Raw genomic sequence first — 22,862 nt, forward strand, 5'->3', positions numbered from 1 at the left:
AGGTAATTACCATGTCCCTCCCTTCACACGTCCGCCTGGTGGAAGTCGGCCCGCGCGACGGCCTGCAGAATGAAGCCCAGCCCATCAGCGTGGCGGACAAGGTCCGGTTGGTGGACGCCCTCAGCGCTGCTGGCTTGAGCTACATCGAAGTCGGCAGTTTTGTATCGCCCAAGTGGGTGCCACAGATGGCCGGTTCCGCCGAGGTGTTCGCGCAGATCCAGCGCAAACCCGGCGTGACCTATGGCGCGCTGACGCCGAACCTGCGCGGTTTCGAGGATGCGCTGGCCGCCGGCGTGAAGGAAGTGGCGGTGTTTGCGGCCGCATCCGAGGCGTTTTCCCAGCGCAATATCAACTGCTCCATCAGCGAAAGCCTGCAGCGCTTTGCGCCGATCATGGCGTCGGCCAAGCAGCACGGCATCAGCGTGAGGGGTTATGTGTCGTGTGTGCTGGGTTGCCCGTATGAGGGTGAGATCGCGCCGGAGCAAGTGGCGGCGGTCGCGCGGGAGTTGTATGCCATGGGCTGCTATGAGGTGTCCCTCGGCGACACCATCGGCACCGGCACGGCGGGCGCGACGCGGCGGTTGTTCGAGGTGGTCGCCGCGCAGGTGCCACGGGACAAGCTGGCCGGGCATTTCCACGACACCTATGGCCAGGCCATCGCGAATATCTACGCCAGTTTGCTGGAAGGGATCACGGTGTTCGATAGCTCTATCGCGGGCCTCGGCGGCTGCCCATACGCCAAGGGCGCCAGCGGTAACGTCGCTACCGAAGATGTGCTGTACCTGCTCGACGGCCTGGGCATCGAGACGGGTGTTGATCTGGAGGCATTGATTGGCGCGGGCCAGCAAATCAGCAACGTGCTGGGCCGGCCAACAGGGTCACGCGTGGCCAAGGCGCGTAACGCCGGTTGAGTAGCTTAGCCGTGACAATGTGTTACCGCACGCCTACACATCGAGTAACACGGGAACATTTTTTGTCGTATTTTCTGCAAGCGAAATCCTATAAAAAAATCAAACCATTGATTTTAAAGGTTTTTTAAAAGCTGGCACGGCTTCTGCTATCTCTATGTCATAACAAGAATAAAAAGCGCCAAACCTAATAAAAATAAGACGAAACGACTCTGACATAACAAAAACAACACGGCAGAGACGCAGCTAACAGATTTTTTTGGAGAAGATGTGCTTCGCAGGGTACGGCGTGCCGAAACCCGCAACCGGTTAGAGAAAAATAAAACTACCTCAGGTAGCTACCCACTGGTTGGATCGTTAACGAAGAAGCAGATCAGCGCTCAAAAAAATACGTTTGCTCTTGACCCCGGATGGGGGTCGCCAAAAACAGCGGTAAAGGGTAACGGTTGCCAAAAACAACAATAGACCGCCCCTCAATAATAAAAAAGAGCACGCAACGACAAATTAAAGGGGACCCTCGGGTCCCCTTTGTGCTGTCTGTAGGAATGCTTATCAGGCGATGCGTTCAAGCTTGTTGACCCGCCCCTGGTGGGCGCATCAAATTCAGACCTGAGCGCCGTGCGTCGCGTCGACTTTTCCAAGCACGCTTCGTGTCAAGGTTTGTAGATTAAGTCTTTCCTCTCGCGCTCGATCGGCACCGAGCAGCTTCATTTCGTCATTGTAAAAAACACTTTGCATCGAGCCATCCACCAGTATCTCATCCTTGGTCTTGCCCAACAGGCTCGCCAGTCGGTCGACCACTTCATCATGCTTTGCCTGCCAGGCATCTTTTGTCGCTTGATCTGCAGCGTTATCCTGAGCGTCTTGTAATGCTGAAAGTTCATCCAACGCCGCGCTTTTCTCGTCTATTTCCTCAATAACCGGCTCCATCAACGACGCGAATTCTCGTGAGTAGTGGCTGCGAAGATGTTTCTCCCAAAACGCCCTCTCCAAAAAAAAATCAACCTTGTTGTTGATAACACGCTCATCCACGATCACTTGTGCATAGGCATCATCGATAGCCGCCTGGCTCACATTAGCTTGCTGAGGAAACAGCATGCCGCGGGACTTGACCGGTAATCCAAGCCTGTCCGCCAGCCTGGTTCGATAGGCAAGAATGACTTCGACCTGCTCAGTAAAACCACGCCCTCGCGCTTCGACATCCCGCTGAGCGATGACGTCTACCAGCTTCAGGCGAAATAGCTGTTCGCCAGTGGCAATAAGCTTGCCTTCCGCATCTCCCTCTCCTGCCATCTCAAGCGCCTTGGCCGCCAACAGCTCACTTTCCAGGTTCATGAACTCAACCGAACTGCCGTCACCACAAGTGATTCGATCATCAGCGGCCTTGAATAACGACTCACGAATGGCCTGGCTTTCCTTCGCGGCTTCAAGCATCTCCCAGACCCGCTCCGCCATTGCAGGACGGGTCACGCCAGAGGCGTATTCGGCGCAACGGGTGGTGTCTGCCAGCACGGTGAAAAACGCATCCGACTGAGGGTTGAGCTTGACCTCATCCCAAGTCATGCCCCGGCGGGCCCGCTCAGTTACTGGAGAGTCGTGCAGCCAAAGCTCTCGCGCTTCGTCGTGCGTAACGTGATCGCCCCATTGCGCCTGGTCCAACGGTTCAAGTCGAAAACGTGCACGGGTCGCTACCGAAAACGGATTGTCATGCAAGTTGATTCGATCCAGATGCTGGTAAGCGTACTCAGGCAAAGTGGTGATTCGATTTGAATGCAGGTCGATCATGGCCAGGTTGGTCAACTGCTCAGCGCCAGCGGGAAACGTTGTGGTTCCAGTGTTCGCCAGGTAAATCTGGTTAAGATTGCGCAGCCCGTGCAGATTGGCCACCCACCCCAATTGGCGGTTACCGGAGAGCCTGAGAATCTTCAAACTCTGCATGCGTTCCAGGCGCATACGGCTCTGTTCGGTCAGTCGGATAGCGTTATTACTCAAGTCGAGCTTGGTCACCGCGCCGTCAGCAAACTCCGGCAACCGGGTGAGGTGGTTATCGCTCATATTCAGCCAGCGCAAGCGCCTGAATGAACTCAGAAAGGGCAAGGAAGCGTCTGTCAGCGCCATTCGAGGTAAAACCAAACTGCCCACATGGTCCATATTGGCGGTGATCGGGGGTAACTCTCCGACAACCTCGTCGGACAAATCGAGAATGTGACCGATGGGCGTTTGATCTGAGGCGAACGCTTGCGGGGAGGTCCGCCGCCAGACTCCTTTCAGGGTATTGGCGACTCTGCGCCGGTCCCTGGCAGAACCAACCGCGCCCGTCTCCTGCTCCCAGTCCTTCAAATCGGCATTAAGTTGATTGAACTCCTGCTCAAGCTGCTCCAGTCTTGCCAACATCCCGGCATCGTCAAGCTCCCTGAGGCCCAGCATCTCTTCTACCGCTTCGATGGACTTTGACGGATAGAGCTTTGCCGCTTTCATTTCACACACAAAAGGCCGGCGGCCAGCGCCTCTCAACGGGCTTAGAGGATAACCAAAACGTCCATCAGCGAGGCGCATTGGCGGTTTGTACCCTGGTTTCACAGGCTGCATTTTCAGTAACTTGCGCAATTGATCACGTGGCATCAGCGGCTTCTGCTGCAGCGCTTGTTTCAGGCTCGCGCCACGGTCACCGGCCGTCAACTTCATCACCGTCAAATCCTCTGGCGAAACCGCCGCCTGCATAGCTCCATAGATATCGGCCTGCTGGTTCAATACTCCGAACTTGTCATCCCGTACTTCATAAAGATTTTGTGGGCCAAACTTGATCAAAAGTCGCTTCGCCGCCACACCCTCCGGCCCTATGGAGTCGACAACGCGCTCACCTCCTTCGCTGGTCTTTTCCAGCACCTCGATGCGCAGGTCAGATGGCCAGCCAGGCAGCGTCTTCACGCTATGCAGAACCATACGTTGGGTATCGTCATTGCCCAGGGTCTTGCGATAGAGCCCTTCGTAAGCCCGCGCCAAGCGTACTTCTTGTTGATAGCAGCGGGCCTCCTCTGCCAAACGCAACGGTACGCGTTGGTGCTGCTCGATCATCTGCACTTCAGCCTTGCTGGCGTGGCTCAACAGCTCTTGCGCCACACTATCGGGCAGCGATCCGAACGACCGTTTGAGCAATCCGACCGCTGCACCGCTTTCGCTCTCGGTTGCCGCATAACGTTGGGCGAAAAGATCGGCCTGGTCTTTCGCCAATAATGACGCGCTCACACCCGGTTTTTTTTCACTCGCGATTGTCTCGTCGATGTCAAAACGCTTGAGAATGTCTGCCAATAGACCCGGGACGCGCCCCTGGTCTACATGCATCTTGCGCAACATGCTGCTATCCACCGCAGCCATTTGGCAGATGCGCTCAAGCTTTAAGGGTTGCTGTCCAAGTCTCTGCGCCACTGGCCCCAGCCGCTGCATCAATTGCGGCGTGGTCCATGTCAGCGGATTTTCATGTTCATGTATCCAAGCCCCAGCCTCCGTAAGGCGAACCTGCGGCGAGTAGGCTGAAGGGTTTTGCGGATGCACAATCCGGTAGGTGTTACCGGTGCCAGACGGCTCCACCAGGTAATGCCCGTCGTTTTCCGCCAGGTATAAATTATCGTCGTGTTCAAACAACCCGTTTGCATTGGCCTTCAAGGATTCGGGCAGTGCTACCTGTCGCAGGTAAGGTTTCAGCCCAGGCGCATACAAACGCACATTGGCGTCAGGACAACGGACGTGTGCCAGTGCCTGGACAAACGGGGTCTTGATCATCGGCAACAGCTTGGCGCCTACAACTGCCGTCGTCACATTAAAGGCTACGGCCGAAACGTGCGCCCACGCCTCTTTCATGTCGCCCTCTTCCCAAGCCTCTGCGCCCGTAGCAATCTCATAGAGCATTTGCACCGCGCCAATCAGCAGCATCAACGGCGCCAGTTGCGGGACGACAAATGAGGCAACATTCACCACGGTCAACGCAACACTGGCCAACGACATCAACCATGCGTTACGGGCGTTGTCATCGGCACGGGCGGTGGATACCACCATCGCCCGTGCATTGCTCAATATTAAATCGACTTTTTGCAGAGAATGATCACCCCACGTCCTAGGCATGCTGATGCCATAACCTGTTGACCAAGTACCGGTGCTTGTTTTTGCAGGATCGAAATCTTCGTCTTCGGCATACATATTGAGTTGATCAAGGTGAAGTTTCACGGTACTAAAAAAATTCGTTTGTTGCTCGTAGGGCACACACTGGCTGAAAAACCGTCGATACTCGCCCGAGCACAATCTTTCGACGAGATCAGTCTGAAGACCGCCAAGATCGGCGTACTCTTTCAACTCGCAAATAGGATCCCCAGGAATAAAGACAATACAAGGTTCCCTGTGAAACACTTTGACGCCCCGCACATACCCGAATCTCAGGGGCCCGATAACAATGATCTGCTTTAGCTCAACATGCAGCATTTTCAAGTTTGAGAAATGTACACTCTTGCCTCTCCACGTCACATCAGCCTTCCAAAAAGCCAGCTCTTTTAATAGCGTGTAGGCGTCTTGCTTTATAGTGCCGAGCTCCAGCGCTACTTCAGCGGCGAATAATAACTGTTGCCTCGTTGAAGCCGTGATTCGACTACGCACCCTTGCGGCATCGTTGTCTGAAACTCCCTCAGGCTTGTCCGGCGGTTTGACAATTGACGTTACATGCGCCAGATACAGCTTGCCCAAATCCAGGTCTCGACATAAGCCGGCAAACACATGAGGCTTGAGAGGGTCATTACGCTTTAGCACTGCCCCTGCGTTGAACGTCGTTGGCGCGGGCCGCCGATGAAAGTCGTAATGCGTGATAAGACTGGAATCGTCGTCATTTGATTCAACGGCCTCATTCGCGGAAAAGTTCTGCAGGGCCGCCTCTATCAAGCTGAGACCTGTGTAGTAGCAATATCCTGTTGCTTCAACGCCGAAGACCTTTGACCGATCAGCTGCCATGAATTCCTTACGCGCAAAAAAAACACGCTTTACATCAATGAATCGCCCGGTTTTCTGTTGTATCGCTGCCTGCAGCAAGGGTTCGGCGAATTCGATAGCACCTTTCAAATCCTTTAAAAGCCCATCCAGCATATTAAGCGCACCCATACTTCTCTGATGAGCCGCTTCCAAGACTTTCCGTCTGTCCGGGGTCAGCGTTTTATACCAGTGCGGAATATTCAACTCCCACTCATGTAACGCTTGTTTTCGCTTGACTGCTGCAGCGCTGTACCAAGATGACAGGCGCGCCTGCACAACGACGCCATGAACACTGCGCGTATCGTTTACCGGATTTTTTCCACTTTGTTCAAGGTCTGCCATGTGGCGAACTCTAATTGGCCGAATGAACGGTCAATATGTGATATTCGAGTGCCAACAGAGAGGTATATAAGCACCTTCAGTCCTGCCCCTTAATAAGCTGGCAGGACTGGCGGTCCATCAGAAACGATGAAGCCCATAATCGCCAATACTGATCTCGCGCATGCGGAATTTCTGGACCTTGCCCGTCACCGTCATCGGAAACTCATCCACGAACTTGAAGTACTTGGGCGTCTTGAAGTGCGCGATACGTCCCTTGCACCACGTCTGGAGTTCCAGCTCACTGGCCACATGGCCCGGATGGAACTTGATCCACGCAACGATCGCTTCACCGTAGCGCTCATCCGGAATGCCGATGACCTGCACATCCGCTACCGCCGGATGGGTGAAGAAAAATTCTTCCAGCTCACGCGGGTACACGTTCTCGCCGCCACGAATGATCATGTCCTTGTTGCGCCCGGCGATGCACACGTAGCCATGGGCGTCCATGCTCGCCAGGTCGCCGGTGTGCATCCAGCCGGCGGCGTCGATGGCCTCGCGGGTGGCGTCGGGGTTGTTCCAGTAGCCGAGCATCACACTGTAGCCACGGGTACAAAGTTCGCCGATCTCGCCGCGCACAACGGTGTTGCCGTCGGCGTCGATGATCTTGTTTTCAAGTTGCGGCTGAGTGCGGCCAACCGTGGTCACGCGGCGCTCCAGATCGTCATCCGCGCCGGTCTGCAAGGACACCGGGCTGGTTTCCGTCATGCCATAGGCAATTTGCACTTCACTCATGTGCATCTCGCTGATCACGCGGCGCATGACTTCGATAGGGCATGTGGCGCCGGCCATGATGCCGGTGCGCAAGGTGGACAGGTCGAACTCACCTAGGCGCGGGTGATCGAGCATGGCGATGAACATGGTGGGCACGCCGTACAGACCGGTGGCGCGTTCTTCGGCGACGGTAGTGAGTGTCAGCAGTGGGTCGAAACCATCATTGGGATAAATCATGGTGGTGCCGTGGGTGATGCAACCCAGGTTGCCCATGACCATGCCAAAGCAGTGGTACAGCGGCACCGGGATCACCAGTCGGTCCTGCGCGGTCAGGCCCAGGCTTTCGCCGACCATGTAGCCGTTATTGAGGATGTTGTGGTGGCTGAGGGTGGCGCCCTTGGGGAAGCCGGTGGTGCCGGAGGTGTACTGGATATTCACGGGTTGGTCGAAATGCAGGCTGGCCTGGCGGCTGTGCAACTGTTCGGGAGGGACGCCTGCACCGAGGGCCGATAGCTGCGACCAAGGCATGAATCCTGGGGGAGGACTGGGGTCGAGGCTGATCATGCCGCGCAGGTCGGGTTTCAATTCCTGCAACATCGCATGGTAATCGGACGTCTTGAACGACCCGGCGCACACCAGCCACTGACAGCCGGATTGCTTGAGCACGTAGTCCAATTCACTGCTGCGGTAGGCCGGGTTGATATTCACCAGGATCACGCCGAGCTTGGCACTGGCAATCTGGCTGATGCACCACTCGGCGCAATTGGGTGCCCAGATGCCCAGACGATCGCCGGTCTGCATGCCCAGAGCGAGAAACGCACGGGCGTGCACATCGACCGCTTCGGCCAATTGCCGCCAGGTGTAGCGGCGCTGCTGATGACGCACCACCAAGGCCTCACCCTCGGGGAATTGCGCGACGGTTCGGTCAAAGGCTTGGCCAATAGTCATGGCCAGCAAGGTCTTGTCCTGGGAGCCACGGCTGTAGCTCTGGTTTGGTTGATCCATAACGACCCCTGTTGTCTTTTTTGTAGGTTGACGTAAACGTAAACTACGATTGACAGCGCCGCAACGCAAGCTTACGTTAACGTAAAGGTGAGCGCCCTCGCCTGGCGCACCCTCCACACAAAAACAACGCTCACATTAAGGTGCCTGTCCATGAGTTACCCGTCCCTGAACTTCGCCCTCGGTGAAACCATCGACATGCTGCGCGACCAGGTGCAGTCCTTCGTGAGCAAGGAAATCGCGCCGCGCGCGGCACAGATCGACAGTGACAACCTGTTCCCCGCCGACCTGTGGCAGAAATTCGGCGACATGGGCCTGTTGGGCATCACCGTCCCGGAAGAATACGGCGGCGCCGGCCTGGGTTACCTGGCCCACGTGGTGGCGATGGAAGAGATCAGCCGTGGCTCGGCCTCGGTGGCGTTGTCCTACGGCGCACACTCGAACCTGTGTGTGAACCAGATCAATCGCAACGGTAACCACGCACAGAAACTCAAGTACCTTCCCAAACTCATCAGCGGCGAACACGTCGGCGCCCTGGCCATGAGCGAGCCGAATGCCGGTTCCGATGTGGTCTCGATGAAACTGCGCGCCGACAAACGCGGCGATCATTATGTGCTCAACGGCAGCAAGACCTGGATCACCAATGGCCCCGACGCCAGCACCTACGTGATCTACGCCAAGACCGACCTGGAGAAAGGCCCTCACGGCATCACCGCCTTCATCGTCGAGCGTGACTGGAAAGGCTTCAGCCGCAGCAACAAGTTCGACAAGCTGGGCATGCGCGGCTCGAACACCTGCGAGCTGTTTTTCGATGACGTTGAAGTACCCGAAGAAAACATCCTCGGCGTGCTCAACGGCGGCGTGAAAGTGCTGATGAGCGGCCTGGACTACGAACGCGTGGTGCTGTCCGGCGGCCCCACCGGGATCATGCAAGCCTGCATGGACCTGATCGTGCCCTATATCCACGACCGCAAGCAGTTCGGCCAGAGCATTGGCGAATTCCAGCTGATCCAGGGCAAGGTGGCCGACATGTACACCCAGCTCAACGCCAGTCGCGCCTATCTGTACGCGGTGGCCCAGGCTTGCGAGCGTGGCGAAACCACGCGCAAGGATGCGGCCGGGGTGATCCTTTACAGCGCCGAACGCGCCACGCAGATGGCACTCGACGCGATCCAGATCCTGGGCGGTAACGGCTATATCAATGAATTCCCTGCCGGTCGGCTGCTGCGGGACGCCAAGCTGTATGAAATCGGCGCCGGCACCAGTGAGATCCGCCGGATGCTGATCGGTCGCGAACTCTTCAACGAAACCCGCTGAAGGAGCGCACCATGGCTACCTTGCATACCCAACTCAACCCACGTTCGGCGGAGTTCGCCGCCAACAGCGCGGCGATGCGCCAACAGGTCGACGCGCTGCACAGCCTGCTCGCTCACGTGCAGCAAGGCGGCGGCGCCAAGGCCCAGGAGCGGCACACCTCACGCGGCAAACTGTTGCCCCGCGAGCGCATCAACCGTTTGCTCGACCCCGGCTCGCCGTTCCTTGAACTCAGCCAACTGGCCGCCCATCAGGTGTATGGCGAAGACGTGCCTGCCGCCGGGGTGATTGCCGGGATCGGCCGGGTGGAAGGCGTCGAATGCATGATCGTCGCCAACGACGCGACGGTGAAAGGCGGCTCCTACTACCCGCTCACCGTGAAAAAACACCTGCGCGCCCAGACGATCGCCGAGCAGAACCGCCTGCCGTGCATCTACCTGGTGGACTCCGGCGGCGCCAACTTGCCGCGTCAGGATGAAGTGTTCCCCGACCGCGAACACTTCGGGCGGATCTTCTTCAACCAGGCCAACATGAGCGCCCGAGGTATCCCGCAGATCGCAGTGGTAATGGGCTCGTGTACCGCCGGTGGCGCCTATGTGCCGGCCATGGCCGACGAAGCGATCATGGTGCGCAACCAGGCCACCATCTTCCTTGCCGGCCCGCCGCTGGTGAAAGCCGCGACGGGTGAAGTGGTCAGCGCCGAAGACCTCGGCGGTGCCGATGTGCACTGCAAGATCTCTGGCGTGGCCGACCACTATGCCGACAGCGACGAACACGCGCTGGCACTGGCCCGGCGCAGCGTGGCCAACCTCAATTGGCGCAAACAGGGCAAGTTGCTGCAACGCCCGCCCGTGGCGCCGTTGTACAGCAGTGAGGAGCTGTATGGCGTGATCCCGGCCGATGCCAAGCAGCCCTTTGATGTGCGTGAAGTGATCGCACGGCTGGTGGACGGTTCAGTGTTCGATGAGTTCAAGACGTTGTTCGGGACCACGCTGGTGTGCGGCTTTGCACACCTGCATGGCTACCCGATTGCGGTCCTGGCCAACAACGGGATTCTGTTTGCCGAGGCCGCGCAAAAAGGCGCGCACTTTATCGAACTGGCCTGCCAGCGTGGCATTCCGCTGCTGTTCCTGCAGAACATCACCGGGTTCATGGTCGGCCAGAAATACGAAGCCGGTGGCATCGCCAAGCACGGTGCCAAGCTGGTCACCGCAGTGGCCTGCGCCAAGGTACCGAAGTTCACGGTGATCATCGGCGGCAGCTTTGGCGCCGGTAACTATGGCATGTGCGGCCGCGCCTATGACCCGCGCTTCCTGTGGATGTGGCCGAATGCACGCATCGGCGTGATGGGCGCCGAACAGGCGGCCGGCGTGCTGGTGCAGGTCAAGCGCGAGCAGGCTGAACGCGCCGGCGTGGGGTTCAGCGTCGAAGAAGAGTCCGCCATCAAGCAGCCGATCCTCGACCAGTACGAAACCCAGGGCCACCCCTACTACTCCAGCGCGCGCCTGTGGGACGACGGTGTGATTGACCCGTTGCAGACCCGTGACGTGCTGGCCCTGGCCTTGTCCGCTTCGCTGAATGCCCCCATCGAGCCGAGCCGCTTCGGCGTGTTCCGCATGTAAATGGAGCTGTATCCCATGAGCGACTTCAACACCCTCGAACTGATCACCGACCGCCGTGGCTTTGCCACGCTGTGGCTCAGTCGTGAAGCCAAGAACAACGCGTTCAACGCAGAGATGATCCGCGAACTGATCATCGCCCTCGACCACGTACAGGGTGATCCATCCCTGCGCTTTCTGGTGCTGCGCGGGCGCGGCAAGCATTTCAGCGCCGGGGCCGACCTGGCCTGGATGCAGCAATCGGCCGAGCTGGATTACCACACCAATCTGGACGATGCCCGTGAGTTGGCCGAGTTGATGTACAACCTGGCCAAGTTGAAAATCCCGACCCTGGCGGTGGTGCAAGGCGCGGCCTACGGCGGTGCGCTGGGGCTGATCAGTTGCTGTGACATGGCGATTGGTGCGGACGATGCGCAGTTCTGCCTGTCGGAAGTGCGCATTGGCCTGGCGCCGGCGGTGATCAGTCCGTTCGTGGTGCAAGCCATCGGCGAGCGTGCAGCACGGCGCTATGCGTTGACCGCTGAGCGCTTTGGTGGCCAACGGGCACGGGAGATCGGTTTGTTGGCGGAAAGCTATCCGATCAGCGAGTTGGATCAACAGGTCGAACAGTGGATTGCCAACCTCCTGCAAAACAGCCCGGCGGCCATGCGCGCCAGCAAGGACTTGCTGCGCGAAGTGGGCCACGGTGCCCTCACCCCGGCCCTGCGCCGCTATTGCGAAAACGCCATTGCGCGCATCCGTGTCAGCGCCGAAGGCCAGGAAGGCCTGCGCGCCTTCCTGCAAAAACGTCCACCCAGCTGGCAATCGCAGGAGCCGCGTTCATGAGCATGTTGACGACCCTACTGGTGGCCAACCGTGGCGAGATTGCTTGCCGAGTGATGCGCACCGCCAAGGCCATGGGCCTGACCACCGTGGCGGTGCACAGCGCCACTGACCGCGATGCGCGCCACAGCCGTGAGGCGGATATCCGCGTCGACCTGGGCGGCAGCAAGGCCACTGACAGCTACCTGCAAATCGACAAACTGATCGCTGCAGCCCAGGCCAGCGGTGCCCAGGCGATCCATCCGGGTTACGGTTTTTTGTCGGAGAACGCAGGTTTTGCCCGCGCGATTGAAGCGGCCGGATTGATCTTTCTCGGCCCGCCCGCCTCGGCCATCGATGCCATGGGCAGCAAGTCGGCCGCCAAGGCCTTGATGGAAACCGCCGGGGTCCCCTTGGTACCGGGTTACCACGGCGAAGCCCAGGACCTGGAGACCTTCCGCGCAGCCTGCGAGCGCATCGGCTATCCCGTGCTGCTCAAGGCTACGGCGGGTGGAGGCGGCAAGGGCATGAAGGTGGTCGAGGATGTCAGCCAGTTGGCCGAAGCCCTGGCCTCGGCACAGCGCGAGGCACTGTCGTCCTTCGGCAATGGGCAGATGTTGGTGGAAAAGTACCTGCTCAAGCCACGCCATGTGGAGATCCAGGTGTTTGCCGATCAGCATGGACATTGCCTGTACCTCAATGAACGTGACTGCTCGATCCAGCGTCGTCACCAGAAGGTCGTCGAAGAGGCGCCAGCACCGGGACTGAGTGTTGAACAGCGCAAGGCCATGGGCGAAGCCGCCGTGCGCGCCGCCCAGGCCATCGGCTATGTCGGCGCAGGCACCGTGGAGTTCTTGCTGGACGCACGCGGTGAGTTCTTCTTCATGGAGATGAACACTCGGCTGCAAGTGGAGCACCCGGTGACCGAGGCGATCACCGGCCTGGACTTGGTGGCCTGGCAAATCCGTGTCGCCCAGGGCGAGGCGTTGCCGATCACCCAGGAGCAGGTGCCGCTGGTCGGCCATGCGATCGAAGTGCGGCTGTATGCCGAAGACCCGGCCAATGACTTCCTGCCTGCCACCGGTCACCTGGCGCTGTACCGCGAATCCGCACCGGGCCCTGGGCGCCGCGTGGACAGCGGTGTGGAGCAAGGCGACAGCGTGTCGCCGTTCTACGATCCCATGCTCGGCAAGCTGATTGCCTGGGGTGAAGACCGTGAACAGGCGCGATTGCGATTGTTGGCCATGCTGGAGGAGTTTGCCATCGGCGGGCTCAAGACCAACCTGGGCTTCTTACGGCGGATTATCGGACACTCGGCATTTGCGGCAGCCGAGTTGGATACCGGGTTCATTCCGCGCTATCAGGAACAGTTGCTGCCGGCGCCTGGGGAATTGAGTGATGAATTCTGGCAAGCGGCGGGCGCGGCCTTCATTCAGAGCTTGCCGAAGGGTGATGGACCTTGGGGGGAGACGCGAGGGTTTCGTGCCGGGTTGCCTGCCGAAGTTTCGCTGCATCTGAGCTGCAATGGCCAGGATCGGTTAGTCACGCTGGCCGCGGATGCGCCGAACTTGCAAGGCGAACAGTTGCTGATCGAGCAACAAAGCGTGCGTCGCAGCCATCTGGCAGTTCGCAGCGGCATCTGCGTGTTTTTGCGCTGGGACGGCGAGATGCAGGGCGTGACAGTGTTCGACCCGATTGCGGCGGTTGAGGCCAACCAGTCCCATCAAGGCGGCCTGACGGCGCCGATGAACGGCAGTATCGTGCGGGTGCTGGTGGAGGTCGGCCAAAACGTTGAGGCCGGCACGCAACTGGTGGTGCTGGAGGCCATGAAGATGGAACACAGCATCCGCGCGCCTCAAGCCGGGGTGATCAAGGCGCTGTTCTGCCAGGAAGGTGAAATGGTCGCAGAAGGTTGCGCGTTGGTGGAACTCGAACCGGCCGGCTAGAACTTTGCCGTGGCTTGCACAACGACGCCCAGGATGTGGCAGTCATCAGTGAATAGCTGCTTTGGGTAGGTGGGATTGAGCGGCACCAGGTAGAGCTGGCCGCTTTCTTCCAGCAATTGGCGGAAGGTCGCCTGGGGGCTCGCGGCCCATTGGGCGACCACCAGCTTGCCAGGCTCGGCCTGAATGGCCGGGTCGACCAGGATCAGCATGCCCGCGCTGATGCTCAGTCCGCTGGGCGCGGTCATAGCGTCGCCGCTGACCGGCAGCCAGAACGCTTCGCCCTGGGCATGGTAATCGGTAAGTTCAAAGCGGGCAGCGCCATAGGCCGCACGCTCTTCACGGACCTCGCACAGCCCGCTCCAATCGCTGACCGGGTAGCGGAAATACGGGGTGTAGTGCTTCTGCACAGGGACTTCCTCGGCCCGCTCGCGAATGTCCAGCGCGACTTCCAGATACCCCAACCCCAACGCCGCCAACACCCGGTTCATATCCACGACGCTAGGCGCACGGCGTTTATTGAGCCAATGCCCCACGCCGCCTTGAGACATGCCCAGGCGCTCAGCCAATTCACCCTGCGTGACCTTGCGGTCTTCCATGTTGGCCTTGACCAACGCTATCCAGTTATCCATGGGCGCTGACAATACGTCACGCAGTTTTCAGGGCAATAAACAGTTTGTAGTAATCCATAAAACGACATGAATACGATACGTACTATCATCGGACATAAGGTTTTTGACACCCACGACAGAGTACCGCCCCTTATGACGACCAGCCCGTATCCCCTACCCGAAACCCCTGAAGACCACGACCTGCGTAGCAGCGGTGCCGTCCGGCGCGCATTGGACTTTTACTTGAAAGAAGATATGTCGACGACAGCCCCTGACGACGCCCTGTTCGCCATCAAACCAGGCATCAGCCAGGAGGAAGCCCTGGTGCACGCCTCGGACCTGTTGCGCAGTGCCGCAGCCACGGCCTATGAATCTGCGAGCAGCCACCAGGGCAACCATCGCGACCTGGCGTTTTCGGTGGTGTACTTGATTGATATGGCGAAGGCGATGGTGGAGCGGTCGTTGCAGGCGCCAGCGGCTCGAGCGAACGGATAACAGGCGCAGAAGAAAAATATTTCTATCTCACGGATAAAAACATTTGACTTGCAAATGATAATGATTATTATTGGACCTAGCTGATCGCGAGATCAGTCGATAGACCAAGGGACCTTAGGTCGGACTCTTGGAATATCTCCTCATCAGGCTAATCACGGTTTTTGACCCGGCTCTTTGGCCGGGTCTTTTTTTTGCCAGTTTCCCTGGCATGGCTTCAGGCTAATGAAGACTGTGTGTTGCTCGATGGCGCGCATGGTAGCAAAAGACCATCGTCAAAAGAAAGCCAGTCGAACGCTCTAGTCCAAACCTTTGCGAAATAGCGCTTGAGAATCAATCTCATAGATTCTAAGCTGCTGCGGCGTCAAGGATGACGCCCCCTCCCCCGTGCAATAATTTTGCGTCCAGTCTTTACCAGACTCCTGTGTAATATAGCCGCCACAACACTCATATTCAGGCAACCAGACTATGACCGTGGCCTTGACCTCCATTAAGATCAGCACCGACTTCGACAGTGGCAATATCCAGGTACTGGATGCCCACGATTCCCACCAGTTGTTGCTGGCGATCAAACCCGACACCCGTAGCCAGCATTTCCAATGGTTCCACTTCAAGGCCGAAGGCATGCACGTGGGCCACACCCACACTTTTCGCCTGAGTAACGCGGGTAAGTCTTCCTACCCACACGCGTGGAGCGGCTACAACGCCGTGGCGTCATACGACCATATCAACTGGTTTCGGGTGCCCTCGCGCTTTGATGGGGAAATCCTGCATATCAGCCTTGAGACCCGTGAGAGGCACGCCTGGATCGCCTATTTCGAACCCTACAGCCGTGAGCGTCACGACTGGCTGATCGAGCAAGCCTTGAACCGCGCCGGTACCCAACTGCTGGCCACCGGTAAAAGTGTCGAAGGCCGTGATATCCAACTGCTGCGTCGCGGCAAAGGCGGCGCCGGTCGACGCAAGGTCTGGATCATCGCCCAACAGCATCCTGGCGAACACATGGCCGAATGGTTTATGGAAGGCATCATCGAACGCCTGCAACAGGACGGTGATGACGAGTTGAAAAACCTGCTGAAAGTCGCCGACCTGTACCTGGTGCCCAACATGAACCCGGACGGCGCGTTCCACGGCCATCTGCGCACCAACGCCATGGGCCAGGACCTCAACCGCGCATGGCAGAGCGCCAGCCAAGCGATCAGCCCAGAAGTGTTGTTCGTGCAACAACAGATGGAAAAATACGGCGTCGACCTGTTCCTCGATATCCATGGCGACGAAGAAATCCCCTACGTCTTTACCGCCGGCTGCGAAGGCAATCCCGGCTACACCCCACGCATCGAGAGGCTGGAAAAACACTTCCGCAGCCACTTGAGCGGCCTGACCCGCGACTTCCAGACCACCTACGGCTACACCCGCGACCTGCCCGGCGAGGCCAATATGACCCTGGCGTGCAACGCGGTAGGCCAGCAATACGACTGCCTGTCACTGACCCTGGAGATGCCCTTCAAGGACAACGACGACGCCCCCAACGTTACAACCGGCTGGTCCGGTGAACGCTCCAAGCAACTGGGCAAGGACGTATTGAGCACGGTCGCCGATATCGTGACGGCCCTACGCTAACCCCAAGGAGCCGGCATGCCGGCTCCTACACACTCAGCGTTTACTGCCAGTCATGCTTTGCAACACACCATCGCGGCGGATGAACCCATGGAACAGCGCCGCCGCCAAGTGCAACAGCACCGTCAGGAACAGCAGGTACGCCAGAAATCCATGGGCCCTGCGCAGCACCGCGAACAACGGCGCATTCGCCCCCACCAGCGCCGGCAACTGCACCGAACTGCTGAGCATCACCGGGTCGCCCGCCGCCGAAATCATCGCCCAGCCCAGCAGCGGCAACACCAGCATCAGCGCATACAACACCAGATGGGACGCCTTGGCCGCCAGTACTTGCCACAGCGGCAAGTCGGCAGGCAACGGCGGTTGGCGCGTGGCGAAGCGCACGACCAAGCGCACGATCACCAAGGCCAGGATCGCGATCCCCAACGGCTTGTGCAGGTGGATCAACCACTCATGGCGCTCCGAAACAGAAGCCGCCAGGCCCGCGCCGATAAACAGCATGGCGATGACCATCAGCGCCATCAGCCAGTGCAGCAGGCGCGCCAGGGGTGCGAAAAACCGCGGTTGGGCATTCATGGTTTCGACTCCTGAGGGGCGTTGTGCAACGGACTGACTTCACCGGCACGACGCAGGTACGAACTGGCGTACGCCGCCGACCGAGCTGCCAGCAACGGGTCATTGGAGGCTTCGATGCCGCTGGGCAGAATCAGTGGATCAAAATTGATATCGCGGCAATCGCCATCAGCCTGCGGCTGGCTGCTTTGCAGCACCAAGGTGCCGGCGTTGATGACTTTATGCTCGCCAGTCCAGGCCTTGCTTGCATCGTCCACCGGGTCGCCGGGGTTGGCCAGGGTCATGTTCAATTGCCAGCGCAACGGCCCGATCGCCAGGCGCTGGACCAGGTCCTTCTCCAGGAAATCACTGCCGGCGGCGGCGAGATCGCCCGCCGCATCCTGACGCTGCGGCACCACGCCCCAACGCACGGCCTGGCGCTTGCCATCGGCCCCTACCAGGAAGAACGCGTTGATACCGTTGTAGGTTTCGGTGGCATAACTGGCCGAAGGCTTGGCGGTCTTGACCCACGCCAGGAACGGCGCAGTCTCGGGATGGGCGGCAAAAAATGCCGGCATGCTCGCCGGGTCCGGCTTGCCGGTGGCAGGCTGCGGTGCACCGGCCTTGAGCATTTGGTAGAACGCCTCGGGCGTGCCCACCGGAAACACTGGCATGCTGTTCATGCCGGTGCGCCACTGCTGGCCGTTGGCCTGGCTGAATTGCACGGCAAAACTGCGGATCGGCACACTGCTGTCCGGCGCGTAGGGGTTACCGCTCGGCAAGGCGAACCGACCGATCAACGGCGTCCTGGGCTCGCTGAATACCTGGGCGCTGGAATAGGCACGAACTTGGGCACTGCTCTCGAAATACCCGGCCACGCACACACCCTTGGCGTGGTTACGCCGGAAGCCAGGGTGCACGCCGTTGTTGGTTTCCAGGGCATTGACCAGGGTTTTAGGACGCAGGCGCTGTGGGTCGAGGGTGCCATTGACGTAGGCGAAAGCCCCCGCCACAACCGCAACCACGGCACCGATACCTGCCAGGCGCGCGATCAGGCTCGCAGTGCTCAGCGGAGGACGGGGCGGTGATGAGTGATCTACCATGAAGGAACTCCAGGGCCGAAGGCCTTAGGGGTGAACATAATGAGAGGTGAACATAAGGTCGGAGCATTAAGACGAACGTCGATCGGCTCTATTCCCTGGCCTTTGATTTATTTCCAAGGATCGGGAATAACCGTACACGCCGCACGTCTCTCTAGTCCCAGCGTAGTGACCAGCCAGATTCCCATGCATGAACTCGACGAACAGTTACGTGAACTCATCCCCAGGCTGCGGCGTTTTGCCGTGTCCCTGACCCGTAACGCCAGCAGCGCCGACGACCTGGTGCAGTCGACCCTGGAGCGGGCGATCATCAGCTGGGCCGACAAACGCGTTGAAGGCGACTTGCGCGCCTGGCTGTTTTCGATCCTCTACCGGCAGTTCCTCGATGCCCACCGTCGCACCCGGCGCTATGCGCGCATGCTGGAATTCTTCACCGGACGCGACGATGCGCAGCCGTCGGTGGAACGTACGGTGATCGCCCAAGCGACCCTGCAAGCCTTCGACCAACTCAACACCGAGCAGCGCGCGCTGCTGTTGTGGGTTTCGGTCGAAGGCCTGAGCTACAAGGAAATCGCCGAGATTCTTGAGGTGCCCATCGGCACCGTGATGTCGCGCCTGTCACGGGCGCGCCAAGCCTTGCGTCAACTCAGTGATGGCGAAATTGCCAGCCCTTCCCTGCGGATACTCAAATGATCAGCCTGCCCCCCAGCGAACGCGATTTGCATGCCTACGTCGATCACCAACTGCTGGAGAGTGATCGCCGCATGCTTGAAACCTACTTGGCCGCCCACCCGGATGTCGCCGCCCAGGTCCACGCCTGGCAACACGACGCGCAGTTGCTGCGTGCCGCGCTGGGCGGTGCCCTGCAACAGCCGGCCAACCCGGACCTGGACCCGGCGCTGATCCGTCAGCGCATCAAGCGTCAATCACGGCGCCATTTTGCTACGGCCGCCGTGCTGCTGATCGCTATCAGCCTCGGCGGTATCGGTGGCTGGCACGCCCGTGAAGCCACCCAGCCCGCCCAACTGCCCATGGCCGATGCGATGCAGGCGTTCCGCTTATTCGCCCAGGACAGCATCATGCCCGCCGACTACAAAGTGCAAGGCAGTGGCACGATGCAGGCCTGGCTCGACCGCTACTTCAACCAGGCACACCGCCTGCCGGACCTGAGTGCTTCCGGGTTCACACCGGTCAGCGGGCGCCTGCTCACCACCGAGCAAGGCGCCGCGGCCATGGTGCTATATGAGGACCCGCAAGGCCGGCGCATCAGTTTCTATATCCGCCCACCGGGACCGGAGAACGGTTTCCTGCCCCGTGGCAGCCGCAGTGCCGATGGTTTGCAGGCCCAATATTGGTCCGGTGCCGGCTACAACTATGCGGTGGTCAGCCCGGCAGACCAGCCCACTCCGGCGATGCTGAAGTTCTAGAAGCCCACGTCGAGTACCACGTTGTCGAGGTAGGTGCCGGCCGGCGGAGTGGTTTGATCGCTATAGATCCTGGCGTTGTAGTTGAACACCTGGCTGCCGGTGCCCAGGCCATTGCCGGGGTTGACCTCGGCGGTGGAGCTGTCGCGACGCGCCGCGCCCACACTGCCCCAACGGGTGGTGCCGGCGCTTTTGAAGATGTCGTAGGCCAGGTAGTTGCTGCCTGAGATCATCCGCCGCCGCCCGCCCGCGCTGACGGAATTCTGGCCGTCGCTCAACCCTACGCTGTACGCACTGCCCTTGGTGCAGGAAATGCTCGCCTGCCCGGTCACCGTGGTGAAACCACTGATCACCGGGGCGCTGCCGAAACTGATATTGGGCGCGGTGATCTGGCAGTCATTGGTGACGGTCATGCTCACCGTCAAAGCGGCGGTACCACTGCCGATGTCACGGCCCAGGCAGACACCGCCAATGCCAATCCCCGAGCAGTAGTTCCAGTTCCAGGCAATGTTCAAGGTCTCGGTGTACAAGCCAGCGGCGACGTTGCTGCCGGTGATGCTGCTCACGTACAGCGGCACGGTTTTCGAGCCAGGCCCCGCGATCAACCCGATGCTCTGGGCAATGCCCCCCGCCCCGCCAAAATCGAATTGCGCCCCACGGGTTATCGGAAAGCTGGTGCTGTTGTTGGCGTAGATCGTATAGCCGATGACGTCACCGGTAGGCCCGACCATGCCGGTCTTGGAGGAGGTGATCGTCGCGTAGAAATGGTCGGAGGACACCAGCAGCGAGATCAATGCCGAGGTGCAGCTCAACCCTGAGTTGGCTGTCGACGTGGCCTGCGCCGCCGTGCGTACCGTCATCGAGCTGATCGACCCGAAGCTCGCCGGCAGCGTGGTCACCACCGAACACGCTGCCATGGCCTGGCCCGAGAACACTACGCCTACGACAGACAGCCACCCCAGCCCCCTCATTGGCACACCAACGGCCCGATCAGCGGCACGCCTTGTTGCTGCTCGTCCATCTCGAACCGCGCCTGGCACGTACGCCCTTCACCCAACGTGACCTGCAAGGTGTTATGCGCCGAGAGGTTTTCCAGGTACACCAGGCCATCCCAGCCGACCACCGCCTGCTGGTTGCTCTGCTCGTGCAGCACCAGGCTGCCCAGGGGCAGTTCCTGATGCTCGGTGTCCACCAGGGTGACGCTGGCCGCGAGCACCCGGCGCAGCGGGAACTCCAGCAGGTAGCCACTGCCACGGCGCACCGACACACGCTGCTCCACATTCGGGCTCTGCACGTTGAGCGGCAGGTTCAGCGGATCGATTTCGTACTTGCCGCGGTAGTACGCACTGCTCCATGGCACCAGCAAGTGGCCATTACGGTCGGTTTCACCCACCAGTTGGTTTTCATAGCGCACCGGAATCCCGGCGAAGCCCTGAGTACTCACCACCACAAACGCATCATTGATACGGTTGGCGGCAAACATATCGCCGCCCATCCACACCAGCGAGCCACTGGCATCCGCCCAACGCGTCTCGGCGTCACTGCTGCCGTACACGCCGGCCTGCAACTGCACCGACTGCAAGCGCCAGGTCAGGTCAGCCTGCCGGTACGCCGCGCCATCGCCCTGAGCATAACCGAGGTTGTAGCCCACCCCGCCCTCGCTCGGCACCGCGCTGCTGTAATTGAGGCGCTGGCGACTGGCGCCATCCTTGCTGCGCTCGGTGCTCACGGCCAGGCTGCCGTTGAGGTCGAACGGGATAACCAACTGCGCCTGCATCGCCCAGTTACTGTCGCCGATCTCACGGTTGGCCGACAGGTAGAAACTGGTGTTGTGCCACAGGGGTTTGCTCCAGCTCAGGTTGAGCAAGCGCGTGCGCGAATCGTCCGCTGCCTGCACGTCGAAGTAACCTACGCCCAGGCTGCCGAAGCGCTCAAGGTTGAGGCTCAAGGTCACTTGCTCGCTGCGTTTGCTGAGGCTGGCATAGGGGGTGTCGACCAGAGTCAGGTCGGCGTACTCGTCGCGCCGTTCGACCCGCTGGTACGACAGGCTGTAGCGCGTGCTGTTGTATGAATACCCCAGGCTCAGTTGCTGGCCGCTGCGCCCTTCGAACTGGCTTTGGCTGACGGCAGTGTTGAGCACGCCGAAGTTGCCCAGCCGCAGGTTGCCACCCAGGCCGCCGAGGGTCAGGTCACTGGAGGCTTCGGCGTGGCTTTCCAGAGTCAGGTTGTCGGAATAACCATAACGAAAGGTGCCGCTGGCAACGCCAGGCCCGTAGGCGAAATCCTTCAAGGTGTATTCCCGGCGCAAGGAACCGGCGGCCACCGAGAAATCCGTCAGGCCTTTTTGCAGCAGCGAACTCGTCACATAAAACGGCACCGTGGTCGACACCTGGCGACCCAGCGCGTCGGTGGTCACCACCACCGCCTCACCGGCACCATTGATAAATGGCACGTTGGTCAGGGTGTAAGGCCCTGGTTGCAGCAACGCGCTGTCGGATTTGTAGCCGTTGATAAACAGGTCCACCGACGACGGCACCGCGGCCTCACCGGCAAATTGCGGCAAGGGGTAGGTCACCAGGTCCGGGCGCACGGCGAAGTCCCGTGAAAACTGCACCCCACCCAGACGCACCGAGCTGCTCCAGGGCAAGGCGCCGCTGATCACGTCACCGGCCTCGTATGTCAGCAGTCGTTCGTCATCGGAGAAACGCCAGGTAGTGTCATAGCGCCGGTAGCCGTTGTTGAAGGTACTGCTGCTGACGCCATCGGCCAGGGTCTGGCGGTATTGCCCGGTATTGGACAAGGTGCCCCAGGTATCGAACAGCCGCACTTCGTTCCAGGCGGCGAGGTAGCTGCCGCCTTCGTCGGTATCGTTGAAGTACAGGTCATAGTTGAGCAAGGCGCCGAAACTGCTCATCGCCTGGGTGCGCGGGTAGGTGTTGCGGTTGCCGATGAACTGTTCCTTCAGCCAGGCAGGCGGCACATCCAGCAGCAGGCGTTGACCATTGCTGTCGTAGTCACTGTGCAGGCCTGGGATGGTGTCCAACGCCACGCTGCCACTCAGGTCACCGGGTAGTTTCATGCCCACATCCTGCAACGCGCTGGCGGGGACAAAGAGCTGCCCGGCACGTTGATCGACCGCGATGACGCGACCGGTGTCCATCTGGTTGACCACCAGCTCCAGAAACAACTGTGCATCGGCGACAGCCTCCATACTGCTCGGCGGCGGTGGCAGGTCGCCAGCCACGCCCTGGGGCGCAACCATGGCGGCCCATAGCCCGCTTACCACTGCCACCGACGGCCATAGACGACGAGCCCGACCACGACTCACACATGGCGTTGTGTCCTTCAATGGACATCTCCATCCGTTTAAATCCCGG

The 22,862-nt window shown here is 59.8% G+C and carries 16 protein-coding genes; 9 read left to right on the top strand and 7 right to left on the bottom strand.

Annotation, left to right across the window (positions count from 1 at the left end; translation table 11 throughout):
- The first annotated feature begins 11 nt into the window (after positions 1–11).
- A complete protein-coding gene (locus tag RB216_RS18170; RefSeq protein ID WP_308907693.1) occupies positions 12–911 on the top strand; it encodes a hydroxymethylglutaryl-CoA lyase in 900 nt (299 codons plus the stop codon).
- 600 nt (positions 912–1,511) lie between these two features.
- On the opposite strand, the gene RB216_RS18175 is transcribed toward RB216_RS18170, so the two are convergent.
- Together RB216_RS18175 and RB216_RS18180 are read right to left on the bottom strand one after the other, a co-directional pair.
- Entirely contained in the window at positions 1,512–6,260 is a 4,749-nt protein-coding gene (locus RB216_RS18175; RefSeq protein WP_308907694.1) for an NEL-type E3 ubiquitin ligase domain-containing protein, read from the bottom strand.
- Between the two features lie 117 nt (positions 6,261–6,377).
- The gene (locus RB216_RS18180; RefSeq protein ID WP_308907695.1) at positions 6,378–8,015 is read right to left on the bottom strand and encodes an AMP-binding protein; all 1,638 of its coding nucleotides are present in this window, start codon (positions 8,013–8,015) and stop codon (positions 6,378–6,380) included.
- 150 nt (positions 8,016–8,165) lie between these two features.
- Between RB216_RS18180 and RB216_RS18185 the strand changes: the two genes are divergently transcribed.
- From RB216_RS18185 to RB216_RS18200, 4 genes are read left to right on the top strand one after another with little or no spacing between them, the layout of a single operon-like run.
- Positions 8,166–9,329, top strand: a complete 1,164-nt coding sequence (locus RB216_RS18185) for an isovaleryl-CoA dehydrogenase (RefSeq protein ID WP_028616896.1) — start codon at positions 8,166–8,168, stop codon at positions 9,327–9,329.
- An 11-nt stretch (positions 9,330–9,340) separates the two neighbouring features.
- Positions 9,341–10,948 (top strand): carboxyl transferase domain-containing protein, encoded by a 1,608-nt coding sequence (locus RB216_RS18190; protein ID WP_308907696.1) that lies wholly within the window; start codon positions 9,341–9,343, stop codon positions 10,946–10,948.
- A 15-nt stretch (positions 10,949–10,963) separates the two neighbouring features.
- Positions 10,964–11,770, top strand: a complete 807-nt coding sequence (locus RB216_RS18195; protein WP_028616898.1) for a gamma-carboxygeranoyl-CoA hydratase — start codon at positions 10,964–10,966, stop codon at positions 11,768–11,770.
- Positions 11,767–13,692 (top strand): acetyl/propionyl/methylcrotonyl-CoA carboxylase subunit alpha, encoded by a 1,926-nt coding sequence (locus RB216_RS18200; RefSeq protein ID WP_308907697.1) that lies wholly within the window; start codon positions 11,767–11,769, stop codon positions 13,690–13,692. The genes RB216_RS18195 and RB216_RS18200 overlap by 4 nt, the downstream gene beginning before the upstream one ends.
- Here the strand turns inward: RB216_RS18200 and RB216_RS18205 are convergent.
- On the bottom strand, positions 13,689–14,321 hold the full coding sequence (locus RB216_RS18205) for a LexA family protein (protein WP_028616900.1): 633 nt from the start codon (positions 14,319–14,321) through the stop codon (positions 13,689–13,691). The genes RB216_RS18200 and RB216_RS18205 overlap by 4 nt on opposite strands.
- 132 nt (positions 14,322–14,453) lie before the next feature.
- Between RB216_RS18205 and RB216_RS18210 the strand changes: the two genes are divergently transcribed.
- Together RB216_RS18210 and RB216_RS18215 are read left to right on the top strand one after the other, a co-directional pair.
- On the top strand, positions 14,454–14,795 hold the full coding sequence (locus tag RB216_RS18210; RefSeq protein WP_028616901.1) for a DUF6124 family protein: 342 nt from the start codon (positions 14,454–14,456) through the stop codon (positions 14,793–14,795).
- Positions 14,796–15,260: 465 nt separating this feature from the next.
- Entirely contained in the window at positions 15,261–16,412 is a 1,152-nt protein-coding gene (locus RB216_RS18215) for a M14 family metallopeptidase (protein ID WP_028616902.1), read from the top strand.
- Between the two features lie 33 nt (positions 16,413–16,445).
- On the opposite strand, the gene RB216_RS18220 is transcribed toward RB216_RS18215, so the two are convergent.
- Together RB216_RS18220 and RB216_RS18225 are read right to left on the bottom strand one after the other, a co-directional pair.
- Complete coding sequence (locus tag RB216_RS18220; protein ID WP_028616903.1) at positions 16,446–16,985, bottom strand: cytochrome b; 540 nt, start codon at positions 16,983–16,985, stop codon at positions 16,446–16,448.
- Positions 16,982–18,064: a catalase family peroxidase gene (locus RB216_RS18225; protein ID WP_308907698.1), complete on the bottom strand. Its 1,083-nt coding sequence runs from the start codon at positions 18,062–18,064 to the stop codon at positions 16,982–16,984. Before RB216_RS18225 ends, RB216_RS18220 begins: the two co-directional genes overlap by 4 nt.
- A gap of 183 nt (positions 18,065–18,247) precedes the next feature.
- On the opposite strand from RB216_RS18225, the gene RB216_RS18230 reads away from it, so the two are divergent.
- Together RB216_RS18230 and RB216_RS18235 are read left to right on the top strand one after the other, a co-directional pair.
- Entirely contained in the window at positions 18,248–18,754 is a 507-nt protein-coding gene (locus RB216_RS18230; protein WP_122729159.1) for an RNA polymerase sigma factor, read from the top strand.
- Positions 18,751–19,488 carry an anti-sigma factor family protein gene (locus RB216_RS18235; RefSeq protein ID WP_028616906.1) on the top strand — a complete coding sequence of 246 codons (738 nt, stop codon included), beginning with the start codon at positions 18,751–18,753 and terminating at the stop codon, positions 19,486–19,488. The genes RB216_RS18230 and RB216_RS18235 overlap by 4 nt, the downstream gene beginning before the upstream one ends.
- On the opposite strand, the gene RB216_RS18240 is transcribed toward RB216_RS18235, so the two are convergent.
- Positions 19,485–20,456 (bottom strand): Csu type fimbrial protein, encoded by a 972-nt coding sequence (locus RB216_RS18240; protein ID WP_028616907.1) that lies wholly within the window; start codon positions 20,454–20,456, stop codon positions 19,485–19,487. The genes RB216_RS18235 and RB216_RS18240 overlap by 4 nt on opposite strands.
- Complete coding sequence (locus RB216_RS18245) at positions 20,453–22,747, bottom strand: fimbria/pilus outer membrane usher protein (protein WP_308908889.1); 2,295 nt, start codon at positions 22,745–22,747, stop codon at positions 20,453–20,455. The genes RB216_RS18240 and RB216_RS18245 overlap by 4 nt, the downstream gene beginning before the upstream one ends.
- Between the last annotated feature and the right edge of the window lie 115 nt (positions 22,748–22,862).

Origin of the sequence: Pseudomonas canadensis (genome assembly GCF_030980095.1) — a bacterium.
Taxonomy (GTDB): domain Bacteria; phylum Pseudomonadota; class Gammaproteobacteria; order Pseudomonadales; family Pseudomonadaceae; genus Aquipseudomonas; species Aquipseudomonas canadensis.